Below are 19632 nucleotides of genomic sequence, written 5' to 3' on the forward strand. Positions count from 1 at the left end.
GCCAGCTTCGATAGCCGAGGAGACGACAGATGGGCATCGGTGGCAGTATCTTCCTGATCGCGCTCGGCGCGATCTTCGCGTTCGCCGTGGAGGCGGATCTCGGCTGGCTCAACCTCAGCGTCGTCGGCTGGGTGCTGATGCTCACCGGGGTTGCCGGCCTGCTCGTGACGCTCTACTTCTGGAACTCGCGCCGCCGGACCGTGGTCACCCCGGTCCGTCAGGAGCGGGTGGTCGCCGACCGGGCCGTCCCGGTCCAGGACGACCGGGTGGTGCAGGAGTACCGCGAGGTGCGTCGACCCGGTCCCACGGTCTGATCCAGGTACCCGACGGGGGTTGGTGGGCTCGCCCGCCAACCCCCTCGGCGTACCCGGTCAGGCGAAGAGGGCGAAGTAGATGGCGATGTGGTGGCAGATCGCCGCCACCAGGGTGCAGGCGTGGAAGAACTCGTGATGCCCGAAGACCGTGGGCCACGGGTTCGGCTTGCGCATGGCGTAGAAGACGGCCCCGACGCTGTAGATCGCCCCACCGACGCTGAGCAGCACCAGCGCGGTGACCCCGCCCTGGTGCAGGATGTCCGGCAGGATCGCCACCGCCGCCCAGCCCAGGGCCAGGTAGAGCGGGGCGGAGACCCACCGCGAGACGTGCGGCCAGACCATCTTCAGGGCCACTCCGGCCAGCGCGCCGCTCCAGACCACCGCCAGCATGGTCACGGTGGCGCGGTTGTCGAGCAGCAGCAGACAGAACGGTGTGTAGGTGCCGGCGATGAACAGGAAGATCATCGAGTGGTCCATCCGCCGCATCACCGCATAGCCGCGCTTGGACCACACCCGACGGTGGTAGAGCGCGCTGGTGCCGAAGAGGCCGCAGACGGTGAGGCTGTAGACGAGGCAGCTGACCAGGGGTGTCCAGCCGGGTCGGGTCGCGGCGATCGAGCAGAGCACGATGCCGCAGACCACGGCGACGAAGAACGCGTACGTGTGCAGCCAGCCGCGCATCCGGGGTTTCCCGATGTCGACCGGCCGGAGCCGGGACGGTGCTGAGGTGGTCACGACATTCAGGTTACGGCACCGTAGGTTACCTTCGGGTAGTGCCACCGGTCACGCCCCCCGGTGACAGGTCGAGACGGCCGGCGGGCCTGCGGTCGGCGAAGATGGCGGGATGCGGATCAGACCGGTGGGCAGGCACGCCCTGCTCCTCGACTTCACCGCACCCCCCGCCGGGAGTGACCCCACCGGGCCGGTGGATCCCGCCCTGGTGCAGCGGTGGCGAGCCGAACTGTGGCGCCGCCGGGAACGCGGTGACCTGCTGGCCACCGAGATCGTCCCGGCGGCCAGCACCGTGCTGCTCGACGGGGTACCGGACCCGGCGGCCACGGCCGCTGACATCAGCACCTGGACCCCGGCACCGGAGATAGCCACGGCAGCCGAGGCGGAGCTGGTCGAGATACCGGTGACCTACGACGGGCCGGACCTGCCCCGGGTCGCCGCACACTGGCACACCGAGGTGCCGTCCGTGGTGCGCCGCCTGAGCCGGACCGAGTTCCGGGTGGCGTTCTGCGGCTTCGCACCCGGATTCGGCTACCTGACCGGGCTTCCCCCAGAACTGGCGGTGCCCAGGCTGGCCACGCCGCGACCCCGGGTACCGGCCGGGTCGGTGGCCCTGGCCGGCCCGTACGCCGGGATCTATCCCACCGCCTCGCCCGGCGGATGGCTGCTGGTGGGGCGTACCACGGTCTCCCTGTTCGATGTGCGCGCCGACCCGCCCGCCCGGCTGACCCCCGGGGCCCGGGTGCACCTGGTGCCGACATGAGCGAACTGGAGGTGCTGACCGCTGGCGCGCTGACCACCGTGCAGGACCTGGGTCGGCCCGGCTGGGCGCACCTGGGGGTCCCCCGGTCCGGCGCCCTGGACCCCCAGGCGTTGCGGCTGGCCAACCGGCTGGTCGGCAACCCGGAGACGGCGGCCGGGCTGGAGATCACCATGACCGGCTGCGCGCTGCGCCCCACCCGGGCCACCACGGTCGCCGTCGTGGGGGCCGAGGTAGAGGTGCGGGTGGGCGAGCGGCCCGGCGACACCGGTCGCCCCCTGGCCGTACCCGCCGGGGCGGTGCTGCGGATCGGCCCGGCCCGACGGGGTCTGCGCTGCTGGCTGGCGGTGGCCGGGGGCATCGCCGTGGACCCGGTGCTGGGCAGCCGGGCCACCGACACCCTGGCCGGACTCGGACCGGCGCCGCTGCGCGACGGAGACCGGCTGCCGTTGGGTGTCCCGATCGGCCCACCCGCCCCGGTAGACCTGACCCTGCCGGTGCCACTTCCGACGGAACTGCACCTCACCGCCCGACCCGGCCCACGACACGACTGGTTCGACCCGGTGGCCCTGGACCGGCTGTACGGCTCGGCGTACACGGTGAGTCCGGTGAGCAACCGGGTAGGGGTCCGACTGACCGGCGCACCGCTGACCCGGGCGGTGGCCGGGGAACTGCCCAGCGAGGGAATCGTGCTCGGTGCGGTCCAGGTGCCGGCGGACGGCCAACCGTTGATCTTCCTCGCCGACCATCCCACCACGGGTGGATATCCCGTCATCGCCGTGGTGGACGAGGTGACCCCCCTCGCCCAGGCCCGACCAGGGACTACGGTCAGATTCCATGGACCTCAACGCTGATCTCGGTGAAGGCTTCGGTGTCTGGCAGCTCGGCGACGACGAGGCACTGCTGGACCTGGTCACCTCGGCGAATGTCGCCTGCGGCTTCCACGCCGGTGACCCGATGACGATGCGTCGGGTCTGCGCCGCCGCAGCCCAGCGCCAGGTCGCCATCGGTGCCCAGGTCGGCTACCGCGACCTGGCCGGATTCGGCCGTCGGCACATCGCCTACGAGTTCGCGGAGCTGCGTGACGAGATCCTCTACCAACTAGGGGCCCTGGACGCCTTCTGCCGCCCGTACCGCACCCGGGTCCGCTACCTCAAGCCGCACGGCGCGCTCTACCACGCGGCGGCCCGGGACGAGACCCAGGCGGCGGCCGTGGTCGCCGCGGTCAACGACTACGACCCCGAACTGCCTGTGCTCTGCCTGCCGGGTTCGGTGCTGGCCCAACTGGCCCAGGGGGCGGGACTGCGGGTGGTGGCCGAGGGGTTCGCCGACCGCAACTACCTGCCCACCGGTCAACTGGTGCCGCGTACCTCGCCCGAGGCCCTGGTCACCGACCCGCACGAGGTGGCCCGACGGGCCGTCCGGATGGCCACCGAAGGCACCGTGGTCGCCACCGACGGCAGCGTGGTCCCCTGCGTCGTCGACTCGATCTGCCTGCACGGCGACAGCCCCGGCGCGGTGGCCGCCGCGGAACTCGTCCGCGCCGCCCTCGTCGACGCCAAGACCACCCCGACCCCCTTCACCTGAGGGGAAAGGAAGGGCACCTTATTAACGCCTGCGGTAGATAAGGGGTCCCCTCCTAACCACTCGTCGCAGGGTCCAGGCCACGGAGCACCAGGGGGAGACGGGTCGCGGCCTCGGCGGCCACCCGTACCGGTATGCCCCAGTCCTGTCGGGTCAGGTGGCAGGCCGCGTGCTCCACATCGGCGTCGCAGGTGGCCGCCTGGGCGGTCACCTGCAACACCCCCTCGGTCACCGAGTCGGCGAGCACCAGCCGCCGGGACAGTTCGGTGCCGGTGCCGGCCCCCTCCACCAGCAGCTCCGGCGGGGAGGCGGAAACCACCAGCCGGGTGGAGGGGCCGTACGTCTCGTCCAGCTTCTGGCCCGGCGCCGGAGTGAAGATCACGTCCAGCAGCACCTCGCCGGCCGCCAGTTCGGTCGGCTTGCGTTCGGTGCGGTGTCGAGGACCGTCGACGGTGTTCGCGCCGGCGGCGGAGAGGGCGCCCGGGGCCAGCCGGGTGATCCGGTGCCCGGCGGACTCCACCACCAGCACCGCACCCTCCGGGGTGAGCGCCAGGTCACTCGGCTCGGCCAGGTCGGTGGCCACGGTCGACACCTGGTCCGTCGCCGGGTCGTAGCGTCGTACCGCCCCGTTGTAGGTGTCGGCGATCAGCACCGAGCCGTCCGGCAGCGCGCAGACCCCCAGCGGATGCTGGAGCAGCGCCTGCTTGGCCGGCCCGTCCACATGACCGAAGTCGAACAGGCCCTGGCCGACCGCCGTACCCATGACGCCGTCCTCGACGTACCGCAGGGCACTGGTCTCACTGTCGGCCACCCAGAGCCGGGCGCCGTCGGCGGAGACGGCCAACCCGGAGGGCTGAGCCAGCCACGCCTGCTCCAGCGGGCCGTCCCGCAGCGCCTCGACGGTCGTGCCGGCGTACATCCCGGCGGTTCGCTTGATCGGATCGAACCACCACAGCTGGTGAATGCCGGCCATGGCGATGATGACCTTGTCGTCGTACCAGGCCAGGTCCCAGGGGGAGGAGAGGTCGATGGAGAGGGCGTCGTGGGCGTGGTCGTCGACCGTGGAACGCCACTGGCGCCCGGTGCCGGCCACGGTGATCACCTCACCGCTGCTCAGGCGCACCCCACGCAGCAGGTGGTTGACCGTGTCGGCGACCACCAGGTCGTATCCGGCGACCTCGGCCGCGTGTTCCGGGAGCAGGCACAGCCCCTGGGGCTCGGAGAAGGTGGCGACCTCGGCCGTACCGTCGACCCGACCTCGGCTGCCGGTGCCGATCGTGCGCAGCAGGGTCTCCCCGTCCGGGGCCAACTCGACCACCCGGTGCCGGGCCGAGTCCGACACCAACAGGTTGCCGTCCGGGCCGACCACCATCTTGCCGGGGAAACGCAGGGTGGTCTGCGGTTCCGCCGGGGGGACGTACGGGCCGTCGCCCCGGTGCAGGGTGCCCTTGGCCTCATGGGTGGCGATCAGGTCGTCGATCAGCCGGGCCAACCCTTCGGCGTGGCCCTCGCCGGCCATCGTGGCCACCACGTAACCCTCAGGATCGATCACCGCCAGGGTCGGCCAGGCGCGGGCCGCGTACTGCTGCCACATGTCCAGGTCAGGATCATCGAGTACGGGATGGTGCACCCCGTACCGCTCGACGGCGGCGGCCAGGGCGTCCGGGTCCTTCTCGTGCTCGAACTTCGGCGAGTGCACCCCGATCACGACGAGGACGTCCGCGTACTTCTCCTCAAGCGGGCGCAGTTCGTCCAGTACGTGCAGGCAGTTGATGCAGCAGAAGGTCCAGAAGTCGGCAATGGTGATCTTGCCGCGGAGGTCGGCAAGGGTCAGTTCCCGCCCACCGGTGTTCAGCCAACCCCGACCCCGCAACTCCGGCGCCCGTACGCGTGCACTCATGACCCCATCGTGCCGTACCGCCGGCCGGGGCCGGCCCGCTGGGCGTGATCTCCGGGTGATCCGCACAGTTGCGGCGAAGTCGCCTGCATGGGCTTGCCGACCCGCTCCGCGCGGGGAGTGATGACGGTCAACCGGCCGGGATCCGCGCAGGTCCACAGCCCGTAGCCGAACTCTGGTCGCAGCACCCAGATCGTTTCGTCGAGGACATCGGTGACGATGCCGGACTCGGCGGCATCCTCGTCGCGCACCAGGTCGCCGACCCAGGCCCGGGGTGCTTCGCCGGGAAGTGGCGCGGGAAGTCGTCGGGTCGCCTCCCGGTCGACAGGGCTCGCCTGCCTGCGTGGCTCCGGCATGATGATCTACCTCCGGTCAGGGTGTGGGGATGAGTTGCGAGCCCGCCGCGCATCGGTAGCTGACCTGCGCTGCTGGGGGTGGGTCGACACGCTGGTAGAGCGGGGAGGGGCGGACCAGGTCGCCGGGCCTGAGCCCGGCTACCGCTGCCGGTACCGATGCCATGCTGCGAGCCGAGTCCGCGCGACTTGAACCTCCGGACACCAGGCGCTGGCCGTGCAGTCTGGGCAGCGGTGATGCCGGTGGTATTCGAGGACGTACCAGGAGTGCTTGATCAGCTGAGGTGTCCGCCGCACCGTCATGACCAGTACCCGGCCCGGTACTCGCCCGCGAGGGTCAGCAACGGCCGCTCCGGCAGGTAGGTCACCCGTGCCACGCCCACGACGCGATATGCGCCTGCCCGCTCTGGATAGATGGTCGCCGGTCCTAAGCGGTCGAGTGGACTCGCGCGACGGCGCCTGAACGACCAGAGCTTCCGCAGTTGGCCGAGGTATGTCTTCACGTGTCGAGCCATCGGGTCTCCCGTGCTTGGAGTGGTAACTCAAATTGGAAGTCCAAAATAGGATGCTAGAGCGTCGGTTCTGGTTTGGGAACCCATGGCGTGTCGTCGGACCGGCGACGGGAAGGGCGAGATACTCGCCGCATGGTCACCCCGACGATTCAGAGGCGTCGCCTCGGCAATGCCCTCAAACGAGCGCGAGAGGCGGCAGGCAAGACCCAGGATGAGGCCGCTGCGGTAATCGACTCAGCCCCGAGCAAGATCAGTCGATTGGAGCTCGGCCAGTCCGGGATCCGGCTCACCGATCTCAAGCTGCTGCTCGACCTCTACGGCGTGACCGGGGAGGACGCTGAGCCGCTACGGGACCTCGCCCGAGCCGGTAGACAGCGGGGGCGGTGGAGTGGTTACCGCAACGTGGTGCCGGACTGGTTCCGGCAGTACCTCGACCTGGAGGCGGATGCGGCAGAAATCCGCTGGTATCAATCGGAGGTCATCCCCGGCATCCTTCAGACCGAGCCCTACATCCGGGCGATCATCGACGGGGAGGACGTGGAGCGGCAGACCGCAGTGCGCCTCGAACGACAAAAGGTCATCGATCGCCCGGACGGGCCGGAGCTGAACTTCATCCTCAGTGAGTCCGCGCTACGGCGTAGCCTCGGCGACAGGGCGACAATGCGGGAGCAGCTATCCCATCTCGGCGCACTCGCCAAGCGTCCGAACGTCACAATCCAGGCCTTTCCGTTGGATGCCGAGACGTACGTGACATCGTCGTACAACTTCATCATCCTCCGGTTCGGGGAGGAGGTCGCCTCGGACGTCGTCTATCTGGAGACGTTCACGGATGCGGATTACCTCGACAGCCCCGAGGCGCTTCGCGCCTACAATCGGCTCTGGGGTCGTCTCCAGGCTGCGGCCCTGGGGCCAGCAGAGTCCCGCAAGCTGATTTTGCGCATCGCCGACGAGATGAAGTAGAGGCTGACATGTCGAACCCGGACCTCACCGGCGCGGTGTGGCGCAAGTCCACCCGCAGCGACTCCAACGGTGGCGCGTGCGTCGAAGTGGCGGACCTCCACAACGGGGTTGCCGTTCGGGACAGCAAGGACAAGATCGGTCCCGTGCTGGCCTTCGACGCCCAGGGCTGGCGCACGTTCATCGACTCCCTCAAGAACGACCGGTAACAGGAATCGCACCTCACGGCATCCAGCCCAGCTCCGCTGCCCCGACTTCGTGACTGTGGCGATGTGGCAGTCCTGCTGTTCGACACGCCGGGCCGGGAGCAGCTGCACTGCCACGATCGGGCCGCCTCTGGATCACCGGAGTATGCGAAAGCGCCCGCCCTCTTGGTGAGGGCGGGCGCTTCGCGTTGGTCGTGACGGCGCGGGTGATCAGCCGGCGGCGTTCTTCAGGCAGAGCACCGGGTTGTCCACGTTGCCGCGCAACTCGACGTACGGCAGGGCCGGGTCGGGGCACTTGTCCTTCGAGTCGACCTTCGACACCACGCTGAACGTCTCCGGCTCCCCGCACACCGCCTCGATGGCGGTCTCACCGGAGCGCTTGACGCAGGAGCCGACCGCCGGGTCGAAGGCGGCGTCGTCCGAGCCACCGAACTTGCCGAGCAGCAGCAGCAGGCCCAGCGGGATGGCGAGGATGAGCACGGCGGCCACCAGCACCGCGGCCAGCACCCGACCGTTGCGTACCTTCGGCGGCGGCGCGTCGGCGGCCGGCTCGGCTACCGGCTTGAACGCGTCGAATCGGCCCTGCTCCGGCTCGGCGGCGGGTGCGTCCGGGCTCCACGGGGCGTTCGCCTGCGGCCCCGAGGGGAAGGCCGTGGTGTGGTTGCCGCCGGAATCCGGGCGGGCAGGGGAGCCGTAGGTGACCCCGGGACGGTCGTTCGGGCCGCCGAAGGGGTCACGAGAGGCACCACCGGACGGGCCACCGAAAGGATCACCGGACGGGGCGCCGAAGGGGTCACCAGACGGGGCGCCGAAGGGGTCACGGGAGGCACCACCGGGCGGAGCGCCGAAGGGATCACCCGAGGGCCCGCCGAAGCGGTCGGCGGGCGGGGGCGGTTCGGCGTGCGGCTTGACGCCGTTGACCGGGCGGTCGGTCGCCGGGGCGTCGGCGAAGCTCGGCAGGCCCGGCGGGAAGGCGGGTGAGGCCGGAGCGACCGCACCGGCGAAACCGCGCGGACCGGGCTGCTCCTGCTCCCCGAAGCGCGGGTCCGGGCCCTGGTCGAACCGGGGCGCCGGGGGCTGCTCCTCGCGCTCCTGGACCGGCTCCTCCGGCTCCGGGCGGGCCGGTCGGCCGTACACCCGGGGTGCCGGGTTGCCGGTCGGCCGCACCACGTGGTCGGCCGGCGGGGTGACCCGGCTGGTCGTCGGTACGGCGGCGCTGGCCGAGACGGCGCCGGCGGCGGCCGGCGGGGTGGCCCGGCCGACGGACTCGGGCGAGGTCCGGGGATTGGGGATCGCGGCGTCGGCCGAGGGCTGCGCCTCGTCCTGTCGCGGCTCGGGCTGGCCCCAGCCCGGCTGCTCGCCGCCGGTACGCGGGCCCTGCGGGTTCTGCTCGCCGGAGTACTGGCCCGGGGCGGGGTAGTCGGCCGGGGGTGTGGCGGCCAGGCTGGCACCGGGGATCCGCTGTTCCTGCCGGGGCAGCGGGACCATGTTGGCCGGCGAGATGCCCGGGGCCGGGGCGGGCTGATAGACCGGGCTCTCGTCGGAACTACCGGCCTCGGCCCGGGGCGCACCGGCCTCGGGCGCTCCGCTGCTGCCCCAGGCCTCACCGGGCGCCCATGGCTCGACCCCGCCCAGTGGCGCGCGGTCGGTGCCGGTACGCGAGGGCAGGGGGGTAGCCGAACCGGGGGTCTCGGTGGGGGTCCAGGCGGCGGCCGGGCGGTCCTGACCCGGGGGCGACCATTGGGGCCGCTCGTCGGCCGGGCTGCCGCTGCCGGACCAGCCGGTCGGCTCGGCCTGCTGCGGGGTGGCCCAGTCGGGCTGTGCGGGTCGGTCGTTACCGGGCTGCCGGTCGTCGGTCGACCGTTGGTCACCGGCCCAGCCGCCGGTCTCCGACTGCCGGGCCTGGCTGGTGGCCCAGCCGGGTTGTTCCTGCTGCTCGGCGGGCCAGGTGCCGCCACGGGCCGCGTCGTCGTGACCGGTCAGTTGCTGAGGCGTCGGGTCGGCCTGGGGTACCTGGGCCACGGCCCGGGCCCCCGGCTCGGCGCGGGTCGGCGGCTCGGCCCGGGTCACCGGCTGATCGGACTGAGCCCAGCCCGGCTGCCCGGACGGACCGGCCTGCCAGTCCGGCTGAGCGGGCGAACCGGCCTGCTGCGCCCAATCGGGCTGGGCGGGTGCACCGGCCTGCTGCGCCCAGTCCGGCTGGGCGGGCGAACCGGCCTGCTGCGCCCAGTCCGGCTGGGCGGGCGAACCGGCCTGCTGCGCCCAGTCCGGCTGAGCGGGCGAGCCGCCCTGCGCCCAGTCGGGCTGCTGGGGCGACTCGGGCGGGCCTGCGGTGGTGGCCCAGCCTGGCGGCTGCTCATTGGGGTGGGCGGTGGTGTTCCACTCCGGCTGCTGGCCGGCAGTCCAGCCACCGGGCCGGGCGGAGCCGGGCTGGCCGCCGGTCGACTGGTCGGGGGCGGTCTGGTGGGGCGTCCACTCAGCCGGTGGGGAAGCCTCCGATGTGGTGCCACCACCACCCCAGGCCGGGTTGCTCTGCCCACCGTTGGCCCAGGCGGGCTGGTCCGGGGTGGACGGTGCCGGCCAGTTGGCGGCGGGGTGCTCACCCTGGGCCGCCCAGGACGGCTGGCCGCCGGCCGGTTGGTCACCCTGTGCCGCCCAGGCAGGCTGGCCGCCAGGGGGTTGCTCGTTCGATGGGGTCCAGGAGGGCTGGCCGCCGGCGGGCGGTGCCCAGGTGCCGGAGTTCGGGCTTTGCGCCTGCCGGGTCGCTTGTGGGCCACCCCAACCCGCACCCGGCTGACTCGCCCACGCGGGGGCGGCCTGGTCAGGCCGGGCTGGTGGTGGCGGAGCCCAGCCGAGATCCGGGGCGGGTGCGCCGTATCCGTTGTCCTGCTGAACCGGGCGGTCGCCGTACGGCGCCGATCCGCCGCCGCCCGGCGGCACCTCGTCCGGCTCGTGGCCGGGGTGGTGCGGGCCCTCGGACGTCATGCGTGCGCCTCCTCCATCACATGTCGGCCGCCGTCGCCGATGGTCTCGGCCGGGCAGCCGGCGGTGCCGGCGTGCCGGCCGTGCCGGCTCCCCGCACCGTATCCGGTAGTCACCGGGGCGCATCCGGGGAGCGCCGATCGTCACTGTCTGTTGCCGGGCGATGTCGATCCGCATCTATCGCATGACCTGCCCGGGGCGGGTGACGACCGTGAACCACCGTACCGGGCGCTGGGGCGAGGCGGTATCCCGGTGTCAGCGCCCGGGGCCCAACGCCAACGACCCGCCCGGTGCTCCGGGCGGGTCGTGGTTGGGGAGGTGAGTTGAAGTCGTGTGGCGTCAGTGCGTGTGACGCTGGGCGATGGCGAGGATCTCGTTGCGGACGGACGGCGAACTCGCGGAGCGCAGGGCTCGCTCGATGGCGCGGGCGCGCCGGTTCGCGTCACGACGGGTACGGATTCGCTCGATCATGCTCATGGTCTGTCTCTCCTGCTGTGCTATTCGGTTGTCGGCCCCTTGTGGTCTCTATTTAACCCCAGAACCGCGCAGGCATCCATCGATTATTAGGTGAGCTGCAACACGAACCTAAGAATCTTAGGTTCGGGGTGGAGTGTGGACCGGCATTCTTCGCCCAACGGCAACGGCAACGGCAACGGCAACGGCAACGGCAACGGCCGGTGTGCCGGGCGTCAACCCGTGGCACACCGGCCGTCGTCGTACCGGGTCAGGTCCAGGCGAGCAGGGCCGCCTCGGGGTCGGTGAGGAAGTCACCGATGTCGCGCAGGAACTTCGAACCCAGCTCACCGTCGATGATCCGGTGGTCGAAGGAGAGGGCCAGGGTGGTGACCATGCGGGGCTTGACCTTGCCCTTGTGCACCCAGGGCTGCTCGCGTACGGCACCCAAGGCCAGGATCGCCGACTCCCCCGGCGGCAGGATCGGGGTCCCGGTGTCCACCCCGAACACGCCGACGTTGGTGATGGTCAGGGTGCCGCCGGACATGGCAGCCGGTGAGGTCTTACCGGCCTTGGCGGTCTGCACCAGGTCGGTCAGCGCATCGGCCAACTCACGCAGGGTCAGCCGCCCGGCATCCTTGATGTTCGGCACGATCAGGCCACGCTCGGTGGCCGCCGCGATACCCAGGTTGACGTACTCCTTGACGACGATCTCGTCGCCGGCCCAGGTCGAGTTGACCATCGGGTGTCGCTTGACCGCCAGCAGCACCGCCTTCGCCACCAGCAGCAGTGGCGAGACCCGTACCTCGCGCCACTCCCGTCGGCCACGCAGTCGGTCCAGGGCCTTCATCGCCCGGGTCACGTCAACGGTCAGGAACTCGGTGACGTGGGGGGCGGTGAACGCCGAGCGGGACATGTTCTCGGCGGTGAGCTTGCGTACCCCCTTGACCGGGATGCGCTGCTCCCGGTCGGCGCCGAAGCTCGCGGCGGAGGTGGTCGCCGCACCTACCGTCAGCGGCTCGGCCGCCGCCGGTGCCGCCACGGCCCGCTGTACGTCCTCCCGGGTGATCGAGCCCAGCGGCCCCGAGCCGGTCAAAGTGCGCAGGTCGACCCCGAGGTCCTTGGCCAGCTTGCGGACCGGCGGCTTGGCCAGCACCGGTCCGGCGAGGTGACCGTTGCCGTTCACCACCGCAGGGGCCGGCGCCGGGGTGGCCTGGACCGGCACCGGAGCCGGAGCCGGGGGAGGCGGGGCGGCGGCCTGGGCCGGCGCCGCGCCCTTGCGGGGTCGGCGCTTCGCGGCCGTGGTGCGGGGGCCGTAGCCGACCAGGACGGCGGTACGACCCCCCGGGGCGGGACCACCGATCAGGCCCGGCTCGACCGCCCCCTCCGCCGCAGCGTTGTCCACCGCGGCCAGCGAGGCCGCCGAGGGGGTGGGCAGATCGTCAGTCGAGGACTCGATCGGCCCGGCGCCCGGGTCGGTGTCGATCGCGATGATCGGCGTACCGACCTCGACCGTGGTGCCCTCCGGGTGGAAGATGGCCTGCACCTGGCCGGCCCACTTGGCCGGGATCTCCACGGCCGCCTTGGCGGTCTCCACCTCGACGATCGGCTGGTTCAGCTCGATGGTGTCGCCCACCTTGACCAGCCAGGCGAGGATCTCGCCCTCGGTCAGGCCCTCGCCGAGGTCGGGAAGGTTGAACTCCTTGATCCGGGACATGCCGCTCACCAGCCGAAGGTGCGGTCGACGGCGTCGAGCACCCGGTCGAGGTCGGGCAGGTACTCCTCCTCCACCCGGGCGGCCGGGTAGGGGGTGTCGAAGCCGGTAACCCGCAGCACGGGCGACTCAAGCGAGTAGAAGCACTCCTCGGTGATCCGGGCCGCGATCTCCGCCCCCAGGCCGACGTTGGAGGGTGCCTCGTGCACCACCACCGCGCGGCCGGTGCGCCGCACCGACTCGTACACCGCACCCAGGTCCAGCGGGGAGAGGGTACGCAGGTCGATGACCTCCAGGTTGCGGCCGTCCTCGGCCGCGGCGGTCGCCGCGTCCAGGCAGGTGCGCACCATCGGGCCGTACGCCAGCAGGGTGACGTCCGTGCCGGGCCGCACCACCCGGGCCGAGTGCAGGGGGTACGCCTCGGCGAGTGGGGCGTCCAGGTCGACCTGCCCCTTCTCCCAGTAGCGCCGCTTCGGCTCCAGGAACACGATCGGGTCGTCCGAGGCGATCGCCTGCTGGATCATCACGTACGCGTCCTGCGGGTTGGCGCAGGAGACGACCTTGAGACCGGCCGTGTGGGCGAAGTACGCCTCGGGCGACTCCGAGTGGTGCTCCACCGCTCCGATGCCGCCACCGAAGGGAATCCGGATGACCATCGGGATGCGCAGCTTGCCGCCCGAGCGGTAGTGCATCTTCGCCACCTGCGACACGATCTGGTCGTACGCGGGGTAGACGAAGCCGTCGAACTGGATCTCGCAGATCGGCCGGTAGCCCCGGATGGCCAGGCCGACCGCGGTGCCGATGATGCCTGACTCGGCCAGCGGGGTGTCGATCACCCGCTGGTCACCGAAGTCCTTCTGCAAGCCGTCGGTGATCCGGAAGACCCCGCCCAGCTTGCCGACGTCCTCGCCCATGATGACGACCTTGGGGTCGTTCTCCAGGGCCTTGCGCAGGCCGATGTTGAGGGCCTTGCCGAGGGTGAGCGTCTCCGTGGCCATCAGTGCGCGCTCCCCTCGAACGAGTCGAAGTACTTGTTGAACTGTGCGCGCTGCTCGTCGAGCAGCGGCGACCCGTTGGGGTAGACGTGGTCGAACATGGTGACCGGCTCGGGGTTCGGCATGGCCAGCACCCGTTCGCGCAGGTCGATCGCCTCCCGGCGGGCCTGCTCGTCGATCTCGGTGAAGAAGTCGCCGTCGGCGATCTTCTCCCGTTCCAGGAAGGCCTTCATCCGGGCGATCGGATCCTTGGCCTGCCAGGCCTCGACCTCGCTGGCGATGCGGTAGCGGGTCGGGTCGTCGGAGGTGGTGTGCGCCCCCATCCGGTAGGTGTACGCCTCGATCAGGCTGGGGCCCTGCCCCTGCCGGGCGTTGTCCAGGGCGTGCCGGGCCACCGCGTACGTGGCCAGCACGTCGTTGCCGTCCACCCGGATGCCGGGGAAGCCGAAGCCGGCGGCCCGCCGGTACAGCGGAACCCGGGTCTGGCGCTCCAGGGGCTCGGAGATGGCGTACTGGTTGTTCTGGCAGAAGAACACCAGCGGGGCGTTGAAGACGCTGGCCCAGACGAAGGCCTCGTTCACGTCGCCCTGGCTGGTGGCGCCGTCACCGAAGTAGGCGATGACCGCCTCGCCGTCCTCGCCGCCGGTCTTGCCGTCCATGATGACGCCCATGGCGTATCCGGTCGCGTGCAGGGTCTGCGCCCCGATCACGATCGTGTACATGTTGAACTTGAACTCGTTCGGGTCCCAGCCGCCCTGGTCGACGCCGCGGAACAGGCCCAAGGGCATGATCGGGTCGATGCCACGGCAGTAGAGGACGCCGTGCTCCCGGTAGGTCGGGAAGGCCATGTCCTGTGCGCGCAGCGCCCGACCGGAACCGACCTGCGCGGCCTCCTGGCCCAGCAGGCTGGCCCACAGGCCCAGTTCGCCCTGCCGTTGCAGGGCGGTGGCCTCGGCGTCCAACTTCCGGACGAGTACCAGGTCGCGGTAGAGGCCGCGGTATTCCTCGTCGGTGAAGTCGACCCGGTATTCGACACCGTCCGGGCCGGTGACGCTGTCGATGCGCTCACCCGTCGGGGTGAGCAGCTGCACCAGCTCCGGGTCGCCGGTCGGGGCCTTCCTGGATCGGGGTGCGGCTCGTCGGCCGCGGGTGCTGGCCCCGGGGTCGCCCTTTGCCATCCGTCTCTCCCTGTCGTGTCTGCGTCGGCACCGGGGGGTCACCCGGCCGCGCGACTCGTGAGCCCGCCCCGGCTGGTGCCGGGATCGGTTCCTGGCGACCGCGCCTAGCCCCGGTGGGGGTTGCCGCGCGGCGTGAGCCGGATTCATGGCCGAACCCGGTTCGGGGAGCGTCGGCGCCCAGTCGCGCCTACCGCGTGGTGCGCGGAGGTCGCGGCTGCACTGCCGTCGTGGGTCCATATTCGCATCATGGGTGAGCCGTCCCACACCCTGCCTGCTCCGCATCCCGGGCCGGGTCCGGTTCGTTACCTGAAATGCCGAGGTGTCTGGTCCAGCGACTCCCGGCCGAACCGATGAGATTTGTCGCCATTCGGTCAGATGGGGTGTTTCGCCACGCGGTGGGGGGTTGGCTGCGGCGCAGCCACTGACCACGCTTTCGGGTGGGCCCCGTGCCGACCTCGGTGGCCCTCCGGGCTGCTCATGGCGGTCCCGGCCCCGGTGACGGCGAGGAGTGCGTGTGTCGGAACCAGCTGAGGGCGCGGAGACACCCGGTCGGCACCGGCCACCGGACGGTTACCGCCGAGTGATCGGCGCCCACCGGGCGGTACACACCGCCGGCCCCTCCCGGGGCTACCTGCTGACGGTCGCCCTGCTGGCCGGTACGGCCTCGATGCCGGTGCTGGCCGCGATCAGCACCGGCTCGGCGACCGTGGGCAGCACCGCTCTGCCGGACAGCGGCACCCCCTTCATCCCGACGCCCTCCGTGGGGCCGGTGGTCATTCCGCCACCGCCCACCGTCGCCGCGACCGCCACCTCGACGGCCTTACCCTCGACCGCCCCGGCCGCCCCGCCGGTCGGCCCGATCGACCGGCACGACCCCGGGCCGGGCCCCGCTCCGGTGGACCTGACCCCGCAGCGTCAGGTGGCCCCACCGGCGAACTCTCCCCGGCCACCGCTGCTCACCCCCGCGCCGTACCCACGCCCCAGCCCGGCGCCCACCCCGAGCCGACCACTGCCGGGCACCTCGCCCACACCCACGCCGAAGCCGACCCCCACCTCCCCGAGCGAACCCGCGACCCCCTCCGTGCCGCCCGATCCGCCGGTCGAGCCCAGTGCCTCCCCGAACGACCCGCCGGCCGAGCCCACCGCCTCAGCGGATCCGCCGAACACGACCGATCCGGAGGCCAGCACCCCACCCTCCGCCACGACGGATCCGTCCATATCGGCGCACCCCGGTAGCCCGGCGGAACCCGGCGCCTCGGCCGAGCCGGCCCCCACCGCCGAACACTGAGGAAGCACCCTTCGCCGACGGTACGGTGAGCACGGCGGCACATCGCCCTCGACGGACCGGAGCGAAGCGGGGGATCGGATCTTGGTCGACCGTGACCTGGCCACCGACGAGGTCGCTGCGGTCCGGCCCGGCCCAGGGCTGCGACTGGCCCGGATCGTCACCGAGTTGACCGCGCCCGCCGTCCTGGTGTCGCTGCTGACCGTGGTGATCGGCTGGCACAGCGCCCAGGGCACGGCGCGCGGTCTGGGCTGGGGCCTGGTAGCCGTGGTCTTCGTCAGCCTGATCCCGATGGCGTACATCCTGGGCGGGGTGCGCCGGGGCCGGCTCACCGATCATCACATCCGGGTACGCGAACAACGGCGGGTGCCGCTGCTGTTCGGGCTCGGTTCGGTCGCCGCCGGGCTGGCCCTGCTAGCCGTGCTCGGCGCACCGAGACCCGTACTGGCACTGGTCGCCGCCGGACTGGTGGGCCTGCTGGTGGCGGTGACGGTAAGCCACTGGTGGAAGATGTCGATCCACTCGGCGGTGGCGGCCGGCACCCTCGTGGTGCTGGTGGTCACCTTCGGTACCTGGCTACTGCTCGCCACCCCGCTGCTCGGACTGGTCGGCTGGTCCCGGGTCCGGTTGGGCGACCACACCCCTGCCCAGGTGCTCACCGGTGGCCTGCTCGGTGCCCTGGTAGCGGCGGTGGTCTACGCCCTGCTGCGCTGACCCGAGGCGGATCAGCCGTCGTCGGCCAGGCGGTGCCGGTTGGCGTCGATCCAGGCGTCCAGGGCCGCCGGGTCGTCCGGGTCCACCCCGTCGGCCATCAACTGCGCCACCGCGGCGGTCGCCGGGCTGCGCCGCTCACCGGTGGCGTAGAGCCGGACGAACTCCGGCACCATCTCCGCGATGGCGGTGTCCGTACCGACGGCGGCCGTCTCCGGCAGGCCACGCTTGCGGGCCGCGTACCCGGCCCAGGCCCGCAGCACCCGGGGCAGCATCGCGGCGTCGTCCATGTCCAGTACCGCCCGGCGGTGTACCCAGTCGAGCAGGAAGAACCCGGCCACGGTCGGGCTCCAGCGCAGGGGGTCGGCGTCGGCGAAGGTGGCCGCATGGTCCAGCAGCAGGCCCAGGCAGAAGTGCAGGGAGGCCAACTCGGCGCCGTCCAGGTCGTCGAACCCCGCCCGGACGGCCTCCGGGGAGGCCAGGAACCGCCGGATCTCATCGGTGCGTACGGCGGCCGGCAGTGGATCGGCGGAGGGCACCGGCGCAGCGCCCTGCCCGGCCGGGAGGATGGCCAGCCGGGCCCCGACCAGGGCGCGATCGGTGGCCAGGGAACTGGTCCCGGGCAACTGCCCCAGTTGGTCGGTGACGGCCAGATGCCGGGTCACCTCGTCGCGCATCCGGCTCGGGTCCTCATCCCGGAACCAGGTCAGTTCGTCCTCGGCACACAACTGCCGCACCTGAGCCAGGATCCGGCTCGCGGGCCCGCCGATGAAGACGTCCTTGGCGATGCCGATGTTGTGGTCCACCAGCGCGATCAGCGCGTGCTCCGGCCCGCCCAGGGTGTCGTCGTAGGCGAAGGTGGCCAGATAGGAGGTCTGGTCGCCGTAGACGTCGCCATACGCCCAGGTGCCGGTTAGGTGCACCCGACCGAGGTGCCCCGACCAGGCTGGGGCGGCGGCACCGGGGCGAACCCGGTCCGCGCCCCTGGCGTCCGGCACCAGGGCGGCGAACACCGCGCGTACGGTCGTCGCGGCCAGGGCCCGCCGTCGGGAGGTCGCCGCCAGGAAGCCGGCCACGAACTCGCGTACGGCCGTCTCCCGGTCGGTCTCCGCGACCTCGTACACGCTGCCCAGCAGCGCCGCACCGAGCATCTCCGCGTCGAGGGCGGTGTCGAGCTTGGTCACGTCGCGGGCGGCGTGCAGCACGGCTTCGTACGGGGTCTGTGGCGTGGCCATGTCCCGACACTACGCCGCCGAGCGCCCGACCAGGGGTCAGCGCAACCCTCTCGGAGCGGTCACCGGTGTCGGGCCACCTCCAGGACGGTCCGGGCGTCGGCGTGCGCGGCGATCACCTCCCGGACCGGTGCCAGCACGTACTCCTCGCCCACCTCGGCCACCGCGCTGGTCAACCGGGCCTCGGCGCGTCGACGGGCCCGTCCGGCGGCCCACCGGGTCACCGGGCGGGTCAGGGCCGCCACCAGCAACCCGGCCAGCAACCCGCCGAGCAGCAGCAGGGTCGGCACGGGCACCTCACCGACCATCGGATGACGCAGTTCCGGCAACCCCAGGGCCCGCAGCGCGTAGCCGAGGGCCAGCCAGCCGAGCCCGGCCACGGCGGCCAGGGTCACCAGCCACTGCACCGCGCCGACCAGTCGCCACCAGAGCCGGGGACGGTCCATCCCCAGGTCGGTGCCGGAGATCGCGCGGTCCAGGGCGTCCGGCAGGTCGCCCAATCGGGACCGGGCCGCCGCGGTGACCGCGTTCGGCCAGCCACTGGGTAGGCCGGCACCGGCCCGCTCGGCCACCGTGCGGACCGCCAGCCCCAACGCGGACCGGTCAGCGGTGCTGGGCTCCGGCACCGAGGTCGCGGCTACCAGACTCGCCGCCTCGGGCGCCGAATCGGATCTGTCGGGAAGGTGCAGCCGACGCAGCGGATCGGGGCGCAGCCGCCGCCAGGCCCGTACCAGCGGCCAGCCGGTGGTCGAGGCGGCCCGATGCCGGTACGCCTGCTCGACCGCCGCCACGACGGTCGGTACCCCCGCGGCGGCGACCAGGGCCCGGTCCAGTGCGGCCACCGAGGGATCGTTCGTGCTCAGCGCCGTCTGCGGGGCACCGACCATCTCGTCCAGGGCGGCGACCACGGCGTCCAGGTCACCGGAGAGCCGGCGCAGGGCGGCCTGCCGCTGGGCGACACTGCGTTCCAACGCCTCGCGCAGCCCCTGGATCCCGGCCGGGTCGGTGATGGTGGTGGGCAGCAGCGGCACCCCGTCGAGCCCGTCGGCGTCGAGCAGTCGGCGCAGGTCGGCCAGCACCCGGGGTACCTCGGCCGGGGGGAGTCGGTCGACCTGGTTGAGCACGACCACGGTCACCTCGCGGTGCCGGCGGAACTCGCGCAGGTAGCTGTCGTGCACCACCCGGTCGGCGTACTTCTGCGGATCGACCACCCAGACCACCAGGTCCACCAGGCCGAGCAGCCGGTCCACCTCCAACCGGTGGGAGTGCTGCACGGAGTCGAAGTCCGGCAGGTCGAGCAGGATCAGCCCGTGCAGGGTGGACTCGTCGTCGCCGTCCAGCGCGCTCTCCCGGACGAACCGGTGCCGGGGCAGTACGCCGAGCCAGTCCAGCAGTCGGGTGCCGCCGTCCAGGGGACCCCACACGCAGGCGTGGGCCACCCCGGTGGTCGGTCGGCGCACCCCGACAGTAGAGAGATCCATCCCGGCCATCGCGTTGAACAGGCTGGACTTGCCGCTGCCGGTCGCCCCGGCGAGGGCCACGACGGTGTGGTCGCGGGAGAGGGACAGTCGGGTACCGGCCCGCTCGACGAGGGTGCGTGCCGGCACCAGCGGAGTGTCCGGCAGTTGGCCGTCGACGATGCCGAGGAACCGGCGGATCGCCTCCAGCCGGGCGACCAACTGGTCGGCGTCCACCCGGCCGTCCGCCCGCAACGCCTCACGCAGGCGTCCGCCCATTCCCATCACGGCCGCTCCCGGCTGGTCCATG

The 19632-nt window shown here is 72.1% G+C and carries 18 protein-coding genes; 8 read left to right on the plus strand and 10 right to left on the minus strand.

The annotated features are described in order from the left end of the window. The first annotated feature begins 29 nt into the window (after positions 1 to 29). The gene (locus ACLQ2T_RS00440) at positions 30 to 314 is read left to right on the plus strand and encodes a DUF6458 family protein (RefSeq protein ID WP_013730797.1); all 285 of its coding nucleotides are present in this window, start codon (positions 30 to 32) and stop codon (positions 312 to 314) included. Between the two features lie 57 nt (positions 315 to 371). On the opposite strand, the gene trhA is transcribed toward ACLQ2T_RS00440, so the two are convergent. Next, positions 372 to 1049 carry a PAQR family membrane homeostasis protein TrhA gene (gene trhA / locus ACLQ2T_RS00445; RefSeq protein WP_425763981.1) on the minus strand — a complete coding sequence of 226 codons (678 nt, stop codon included), beginning with the start codon at positions 1047 to 1049 and terminating at the stop codon, positions 372 to 374. A 109-nt stretch (positions 1050 to 1158) separates the two neighbouring features. On the opposite strand from trhA, the gene ACLQ2T_RS00450 reads away from it, so the two are divergent. From ACLQ2T_RS00450 to ACLQ2T_RS00460, 3 genes are read left to right on the plus strand one after another with little or no spacing between them, the layout of a single operon-like run. Next, positions 1159 to 1809, plus strand: a complete 651-nt coding sequence (locus ACLQ2T_RS00450; protein ID WP_425763982.1) for a 5-oxoprolinase subunit B family protein — start codon at positions 1159 to 1161, stop codon at positions 1807 to 1809. Next, positions 1806 to 2660, plus strand: coding sequence for a biotin-dependent carboxyltransferase family protein (locus ACLQ2T_RS00455; RefSeq protein ID WP_425763983.1), 855 nt, complete (start codon positions 1806 to 1808; stop codon positions 2658 to 2660). The genes ACLQ2T_RS00450 and ACLQ2T_RS00455 overlap by 4 nt, the downstream gene beginning before the upstream one ends. Further along, positions 2644 to 3393 carry a LamB/YcsF family protein gene (locus ACLQ2T_RS00460; protein WP_425763984.1) on the plus strand — a complete coding sequence of 250 codons (750 nt, stop codon included), beginning with the start codon at positions 2644 to 2646 and terminating at the stop codon, positions 3391 to 3393. The genes ACLQ2T_RS00455 and ACLQ2T_RS00460 overlap by 17 nt, the downstream gene beginning before the upstream one ends. A 52-nt stretch (positions 3394 to 3445) precedes the next feature. On the opposite strand, the gene ACLQ2T_RS00465 is transcribed toward ACLQ2T_RS00460, so the two are convergent. Both ACLQ2T_RS00465 and ACLQ2T_RS00470 read right to left on the minus strand, forming a co-directional pair. Further along, entirely contained in the window at positions 3446 to 5290 is a 1845-nt protein-coding gene (locus ACLQ2T_RS00465; RefSeq protein ID WP_425763985.1) for an NHL domain-containing thioredoxin family protein, read from the minus strand. Next, positions 5287 to 5643, minus strand: a complete 357-nt coding sequence (locus ACLQ2T_RS00470) for a hypothetical protein (RefSeq protein ID WP_425763986.1) — start codon at positions 5641 to 5643, stop codon at positions 5287 to 5289. The genes ACLQ2T_RS00465 and ACLQ2T_RS00470 overlap by 4 nt, the downstream gene beginning before the upstream one ends. A 641-nt stretch (positions 5644 to 6284) precedes the next feature. Between ACLQ2T_RS00470 and ACLQ2T_RS00475 the strand changes: the two genes are divergently transcribed. Together ACLQ2T_RS00475 and ACLQ2T_RS00480 are read left to right on the plus strand one after the other, a co-directional pair. Further along, complete coding sequence (locus tag ACLQ2T_RS00475; protein WP_425763987.1) at positions 6285 to 7112, plus strand: helix-turn-helix domain-containing protein; 828 nt, start codon at positions 6285 to 6287, stop codon at positions 7110 to 7112. A gap of 8 nt (positions 7113 to 7120) precedes the next feature. Next, positions 7121 to 7318, plus strand: a complete 198-nt coding sequence (locus ACLQ2T_RS00480; RefSeq protein ID WP_425763988.1) for a DUF397 domain-containing protein — start codon at positions 7121 to 7123, stop codon at positions 7316 to 7318. A gap of 207 nt (positions 7319 to 7525) precedes the next feature. Here ACLQ2T_RS00480 and ACLQ2T_RS00485 read toward each other — a convergent pair whose 3' ends face one another. From ACLQ2T_RS00485 to pdhA, 5 genes are all read right to left on the minus strand, one after another. Further along, the gene (locus ACLQ2T_RS00485) at positions 7526 to 10300 is read right to left on the minus strand and encodes an LppU/SCO3897 family protein (RefSeq protein ID WP_425763989.1); all 2775 of its coding nucleotides are present in this window, start codon (positions 10298 to 10300) and stop codon (positions 7526 to 7528) included. Positions 10301 to 10636: 336 nt separating this feature from the next. Continuing rightward, entirely contained in the window at positions 10637 to 10774 is a 138-nt protein-coding gene (locus ACLQ2T_RS00490) for a hypothetical protein (protein ID WP_425763990.1), read from the minus strand. Positions 10775 to 11021: 247 nt separating this feature from the next. Beyond that, positions 11022 to 12467: a dihydrolipoamide acetyltransferase family protein gene (locus ACLQ2T_RS00495; protein WP_425764400.1), complete on the minus strand. Its 1446-nt coding sequence runs from the start codon at positions 12465 to 12467 to the stop codon at positions 11022 to 11024. Between the two features lie 5 nt (positions 12468 to 12472). After that, positions 12473 to 13462: an alpha-ketoacid dehydrogenase subunit beta gene (locus ACLQ2T_RS00500; protein WP_425763991.1), complete on the minus strand. Its 990-nt coding sequence runs from the start codon at positions 13460 to 13462 to the stop codon at positions 12473 to 12475. Then, positions 13462 to 14637 carry a pyruvate dehydrogenase (acetyl-transferring) E1 component subunit alpha gene (gene pdhA, locus ACLQ2T_RS00505; protein WP_425763992.1) on the minus strand — a complete coding sequence of 392 codons (1176 nt, stop codon included), beginning with the start codon at positions 14635 to 14637 and terminating at the stop codon, positions 13462 to 13464. Before pdhA ends, ACLQ2T_RS00500 begins: the two co-directional genes overlap by 1 nt. 514 nt (positions 14638 to 15151) lie before the next feature. Here pdhA and ACLQ2T_RS00510 point away from each other — a divergent pair. Continuing rightward, complete coding sequence (locus ACLQ2T_RS00510) at positions 15152 to 15925, plus strand: hypothetical protein (protein ID WP_425763993.1); 774 nt, start codon at positions 15152 to 15154, stop codon at positions 15923 to 15925. An 81-nt stretch (positions 15926 to 16006) separates the two neighbouring features. Next, positions 16007 to 16636 carry a phosphatase PAP2 family protein gene (locus tag ACLQ2T_RS00515; protein WP_425763994.1) on the plus strand — a complete coding sequence of 210 codons (630 nt, stop codon included), beginning with the start codon at positions 16007 to 16009 and terminating at the stop codon, positions 16634 to 16636. Positions 16637 to 16647: 11 nt separating this feature from the next. Here ACLQ2T_RS00515 and ACLQ2T_RS00520 read toward each other — a convergent pair whose 3' ends face one another. Both ACLQ2T_RS00520 and ACLQ2T_RS00525 read right to left on the minus strand, forming a co-directional pair. Continuing rightward, positions 16648 to 17868, minus strand: a complete 1221-nt coding sequence (locus ACLQ2T_RS00520) for a hypothetical protein (RefSeq protein WP_425763995.1) — start codon at positions 17866 to 17868, stop codon at positions 16648 to 16650. Between the two features lie 59 nt (positions 17869 to 17927). Further along, on the minus strand, positions 17928 to 19631 hold the full coding sequence (locus tag ACLQ2T_RS00525; protein WP_425763996.1) for a GTPase: 1704 nt from the start codon (positions 19629 to 19631) through the stop codon (positions 17928 to 17930). Position 19632 lies beyond the last annotated feature (1 nt).

Origin of the sequence: Micromonospora sp. DT229, from assembly GCF_049844505.1 — a bacterium.
GTDB lineage: Bacteria > Actinomycetota > Actinomycetes > Mycobacteriales > Micromonosporaceae > Micromonospora.